The organism is Kitasatospora sp. NPDC057500 (assembly GCF_042802195.1).
Classification (GTDB): Bacteria; Actinomycetota; Actinomycetes; order Streptomycetales; family Streptomycetaceae; genus Kitasatospora.
In genome coordinates, this window is sequence record NZ_JBHVER010000342.1 from 1 (window position 1) to 5,157 (window position 5,157).

Sequence of the window (5,157 nt, forward strand, 5' to 3'; positions counted from 1 at the left end):
TGCGGGACGCGAAGATCACCCAGATCTACGAGGGCACCAACCAGATCCAGCGCATCGTGATGGCCCGCAACCTGCCGTAACCCGCCGACGGACCCCGTACGGCACGCACCGGAGCCCCCGGCCGACGCGATTCGGCCGGGGGCTCCGTCGTGCTTCCCGCGCGGTGGTGTCAGGAGGCGGCGACCGCCAGTTCGCTGAAATTCGGGCTGGTGACAGCCGCGCTCACATTGCCCCAGCGGGACCAGGTGCCGCGGTCGTAGTCGCCGGTGGCGTTGTAGAGCGTGCCGCCGTCGGAGACGGCGTAGACGTGCAGGCGGTTGCCGATGGTGACGGCGGAGACCCGCTTGACGCTGCCGACGTCGGTGCCGGTGACGGCGGTGATGTCGCCCCAGCCGCTCCAACGGCCGGCGGCGTAGTCGGCGCTGGCCTGGTGGATGCCGTTGCCGGCGGCGGCGATGATGTGCAGGGTGCTGCCGATGGAGGCGGCGGACAGGGCGGTGATCGGCGTGCTGGGCAGGCCGAGCATGGAGGTGGGGTCGCCGACGTTCCAGGTGCCGCGGTCGTAGTTGCCGTCGGCGTCGTAGACGTGGCCGTCGCTGCCGAGGGCGACGACGTGCAGGGAGTTGCCGACGGCGGCGGCGGCGATCCGGGTGGCCGGGCGCAGGCCGGCGGTGGCGGTGACGTCGCCCCAGCCGGACCAGGTGCCGGTGTTCCAGTCGCCGGTGGCCTGGAGGACGTGGCTGCCGGCCAGGGCGAGGACGTGGAGCTTGCGGCCCATGACGGCGGTGGCGATCTGGGACGGGGCGACGGGCAGGGGTCCGGCAGCGCCGTTGGCGGTGATCTCGCCCCAGCCGCTCCAGTTGCCGTCCGACATGCGGCGGTCGGCGATGTAGACGCGGCCGTTGGCGGCGACCACGTTGTGGGCCACGCCGTCGGTAGTGGTGCCGATCGCCGTCGAGGTGACGGCGCTCTCGGCGAACGGCCGGCCGTTCGCGGGGACGGACGTGAACGGCGCCCAGATGCCGTAGCCGTAGTGCGCGCCGCCGTTCAGCAGCGCGGACGAGCCGGTGGCCAGCACCTGCACCCGCTCACCGGGCTTGAGCACGGCGAGCGACGGGGTGACGGTGACCGCGACGTCCTGCCGGGAGGTCACCTCGCCGGCCTCGTCCCGGGAGGTGTACGCCACGGAGTAGGTGCCGGGCGATGCGTAGCCGTGCGTGACGGTGGTCTGGGTCGCGCTGACGGTCTCCACGGTGCCGTCGCCGAAGTCGATCGTGCCACCGGTCCGGACGTAGGGCGACACGGCATTGAGGTCGAACCGGTAGGTGTGGGGCCAGCCCACGTTGGTGGTGCGGAAGAGGGCGAACCGGTCGAACGCCGGGTTCACGTTGGCGAACGAGGTCGCCGCCCCGGATCGGCCGCCCGTGGCGTCGGTGGCCGAGGCGGTGATGCGGAAGTACTGGCCGGAACTGCCGGCCAAGCTGTAGGTGTGCCGCACCGTGGTGTCGGTCGTGCGCACCGGCTCGCTGCCGTCGCCGAAGTCGATCAGGTAGCTGCCGGGGCCGGTGCCCCAGGTGTTCCGGAAGCCGAGCTTGGCCACGACGGTGAGCGGTGCCGGTCCGGTCGGGGTGCTGGTGTCCGCGCCGGCGACCTCCAGCAGGGTCGGGCCGGACATGCCGCTGAGCTCGTGGGCGCCGCGGTCGCGGGTGCTGCCGCCCGTGTCGGCCACTTGGGGGTGGTCGATGGCGGGCTGGCCGAACAGGTCGGTGCCGACGCCGGGGGCGGTCGGGTCGGCGGAGTCGATCGCGCCGGCGGCGGTCTCGGTGAGCCTGTTGAACGGGTTCTGCATGGTCGACGAGGAGTAGTCGACGGCCAGGTCGAGGTCGTGTGCGCCCTGCCCGGTGGCGGCGGCGAACGCGGCCGGGGACGCGTAGCCGGTGCCGGCCCAAGCGTAGGGTCGCGCACCGATCGGGGCGTGCACGACGTTGTAGTCGACGCTCGCGGTCGAAGCGGCCTGGGCCGAGACGCTGATCCCGTCCTGGGGAGTGGTGCAGGACGTGCTTCGCGGGGTCCCGTCGACCGCGATGTTGTTCTTCACCACGGCCCGGGGCGAGTCGCCGTCCACGCGGACGCCGCCGTAGCAGCTGAGCGCGAAGGTGTTGTTGGTGACGGCGAGGTCGGCCACGCCGGTGGCGGTGAGGCCGGTGCTCTGGGGGCGGCTGAAGTCGTTGCCGGTCACCAGGATGTCGTGGGCGCCGCCGTCGATGACCAGGCCGTTCACGTGGTTGAACGAGTTGCGGCTGACCGTGATGTGGTCGCTGGCACCGCTGACGAGGAGGGACTCGCGGTAGGGCGAGTTGTCGTACCCGTTCTGGTCGAGGACGATCCGGGAGGAGCGGTGGACCTGGGTGCCGTGCGTGGCGAAGCTGCGGAAGCCCCGGAGCACGACGTCGTGCGCGTCGGTGACGAGGAAGGCGCTGAGGCCCACCGGGCCGCGGACGACCGGCATGTTCGCGCTGAACGACCCGCTGTCGACGGGCCCGCCGAGGAACGTGATCGGCTTGTCCGGTGTGCCGGAGCGGTTGATCTTGACCTGCTCCGGGTAGTCGCCGGGCCACACCAGGACGGTCTGCCCGGGCTCGACCACGGCGGCCGCGGCGGAGATGGTGCAGAACGGCTGGGCGACGGTGCCGGGACCGGCGTCCGAGCAGGCGAAGATGTTCTTGTTGACGTGGAGCGTGGTCGCGGTGGCGGCCGGGGCGGCCGTCGCGGGCACGGGCAGTCCGAGCGCGGCGGTGGCCGCCGCTATGGTCAGCCCGAGGGCATGACGCAGGCGCACGTGGAGTTTCCCCTCTGGGATGTGACGGTGCGTTCACCGAGCGGTGGTGCGTTCACCGGATCCCCTTCGTGCGCGGATTCGAAGGGCGCCCGGGGCGGGGCCGGTGAATGATCGCGCCGAGTATGGCAGGGCTGATGGTGCGTGAGCGACCGGGTATCCGATCGTCCTGAAGTCGTGATCCCGAGTGCCCGGAATGTCCGCCGGGGTGCGGCGGCGACTGCGGCGGGGGCTGTGGCTTCGTCCTGGATGAAACAAACAAATCGAAGCCCGCCAAATGGGCTGGCTGGCACATCTGAATGACCATCAAGGCCATGGCAGTGTGGGGATCGAGGCGAATTCTCTCCGTGCCCACCGGTGCGGAGAGTTGTAACTACCTCACAACCTCCACAGAAGCCATGGAGATTTTTCGATGGGTACTGACAACAACCGGCCCCGAGGCCTCTCCGCCGAGCCGGTGGTGGTCACCGGTCTCGGGGCGACCACGCCGCTCGGCGGCGACGTCGCCTCCACCTGGTCCGCGATGCTGGCCGGCGACGGCGGCATCCGGCCGATCGAGGCCGACTGGGCCTCCGGGCTCCCGGTCCGGATCGCCGGGCAGCTCGCGGTCGAGCCGTCCGAGGTCCTCGACCGGGTACAGGCCCGCCGTCTCGACCGCTGCGAGCAGGTCGCGCTGATCGCCGCCCGCGAGGCCTGGGCCGACGCCGGTGCCCCGGAGGTCGACGGCGAGCGGCTCGCCGTGGTGATCGGCACCGGTACCGGCGGCGCGCTCACCATGCTCGGCCAGGACGACGTCCTGGAGGCCTCCGGCGTCCGGAAGGTCTCCCCGCACACCGTGCCGATGCTGATGGCCAACGGCCCGGCCGCCTGGGTCTCGATCGAACTCGGCGCCCGGGCCGGCGCCCACACCACGGTGAGCGCCTGCGCGTCCGGCGCCGAGGCGATCGCGCTCGGCCTGGACCTCATCCGCCTCGGCCGGGCCGACGTGGTGGTGGCGGGCGGCGCCGAGGCGTGCATCTGCCCGCTGACGGTGGCCGGCTTCGCCCAGGCCAGGGCCCACTCGCTGCGCAACGACGAGCCCGGCCGGGCCTCCCGCCCGTTCGACGTCGACCGGGACGGCTTCGTGATCGGCGAGGGCGCGGCCGTCGTCGTCCTTGAGCGGGCCGGCTTCGCCGCCGCCCGCCGGGCCCGCGCCCACGCCGCCCTGGCCGGCGCGGCGGTCACCTCCGACGCCCACCACATCACCGCGGCCACCGCCGAGGGCCAGGTCCGCGCGATGCGCCGGGCGGTCGCCGAGGCCGGGCTGTCGCCGCTGGACATCGCACTCGTCCACGCCCACGCCACCTCCACCCCGCTCGGCGACCTGGTCGAGGCCGAGTCGGTCACCGAGGCGATCGGCGCCCACCCGCTGGTCACCGCCACCAAATCGATGACCGGCCACCTCTTCGGCGCGGCGGGCGCGCTCGGCGCGCTGGCGGCCGTCCTCGCGCTGCGTGACGGCGCCGTCCCGCCCACCCGCAACCTGGAGCGGCAGGACCCGGCGGTCAAGCTCGACGTGGTCGCGGGCGCCGCACGCCGGGGCCCGGTCGGTGCGGCGCTCACCAACGCCTTCGGCTTCGGCGGCCACAACGCCTCGCTGGTGTTCACACCGGCACCGTGAAAAACCGGGGGCCCGGCGTCCGGGCGCTCACTAGGGTGACCGGCATGTCTACGCCGACGGAATCGTCTCCGGCCCCCGCGCTGCGGCTCGAACCGGTCACCCCGAAGAACATCGACGCCGCCCTGGAGCTGAAGGTCCGCCCCGACCAGGACCACCTGGTCGCCCCGGTGGCCACCTCGCTGGCCGAGGCGTACGCGTACGGCGGGACCGCCTGGCCCCGGCTGGTCTACGACGGCGAGCGGCTGGTCGGGTTCGTGATGGCGTTCTTCGACGTCACCTTCCACCCGGACGAGCCGGGTGACCTGCCGCGCTCCGGCCTCTGGCGCCTCCTGGTCGCCGCCGACGCCCAGGGCAGGGGCTACGGCCGGTTCGCCGTCGAGCAGGTCGCCGCCGAGATCCGCCGCCGCGGCGGCACCCGGGTCTGCGTCACCTATGTGCCGGGGGAGGGCGGCCCGGCGGGGTTCTACGCCCGCCTCGGCTTCCGGCCGACGGGCGAGCGCAGCGGGGACCAGGACGTCGCGGAGCTGGAGCTGTCCTGAGCCCGCCCGCCGGCCGGACGGGCGCCCCGGCCGCGTGCGGGGGGCCCCTCCCGCCGGCCCGGGCCACAGCCCCGCCGACCGAACATGGGGGGCGGGCCCCCCAGGTTGCTGGCGCAGTCCCG

General features: G+C 73.3%; 4 protein-coding genes. 3 read left to right on the plus strand and 1 reads right to left on the minus strand.

Annotation, left to right across the window (positions count from 1 at the left end; all coding sequences use genetic code 11):
• The coding region (locus ACFU74_RS35960; protein ID WP_380762877.1) for an acyl-CoA dehydrogenase family protein at window positions 1-80 on the plus strand (80 nt) is incomplete at its 5' end.
• An 89-nt stretch (window positions 81-169) separates the two neighbouring features.
• On the opposite strand, the gene ACFU74_RS35965 is transcribed toward ACFU74_RS35960, so the two are convergent.
• Window positions 170-2,839 carry a PKD domain-containing protein gene (locus ACFU74_RS35965; protein ID WP_380764337.1) on the minus strand — a complete coding sequence of 890 codons (2,670 nt, stop codon included), beginning with the start codon at window positions 2,837-2,839 and terminating at the stop codon, window positions 170-172.
• Window positions 2,840-3,248: 409 nt separating this feature from the next.
• Here ACFU74_RS35965 and ACFU74_RS35970 point away from each other — a divergent pair, with 409 nt between their 5' ends.
• Both ACFU74_RS35970 and ACFU74_RS35975 read left to right on the plus strand, forming a co-directional pair.
• Window positions 3,249-4,496, plus strand: a complete 1,248-nt coding sequence (locus ACFU74_RS35970) for a beta-ketoacyl-[acyl-carrier-protein] synthase family protein (RefSeq protein WP_380764338.1) — start codon at window positions 3,249-3,251, stop codon at window positions 4,494-4,496.
• 44 nt (window positions 4,497-4,540) lie between these two features.
• Window positions 4,541-5,035 (plus strand): GNAT family N-acetyltransferase, encoded by a 495-nt coding sequence (locus ACFU74_RS35975; RefSeq protein WP_380764339.1) that lies wholly within the window; start codon window positions 4,541-4,543, stop codon window positions 5,033-5,035.
• The last annotated feature ends 122 nt before the right edge of the window (window positions 5,036-5,157 follow it).

Coding starts and splice junctions, on each gene's coding strand:
- ACFU74_RS35975 (WP_380764339.1), top strand. CDS start 4,541: ATGTCTACGCCGACGGAATCGTCTCCGGCCCCCGCGCTGCGGCTCGAA.
- ACFU74_RS35970 (WP_380764338.1), top strand. CDS start 3,249: ATGGGTACTGACAACAACCGGCCCCGAGGCCTCTCCGCCGAGCCGGTG.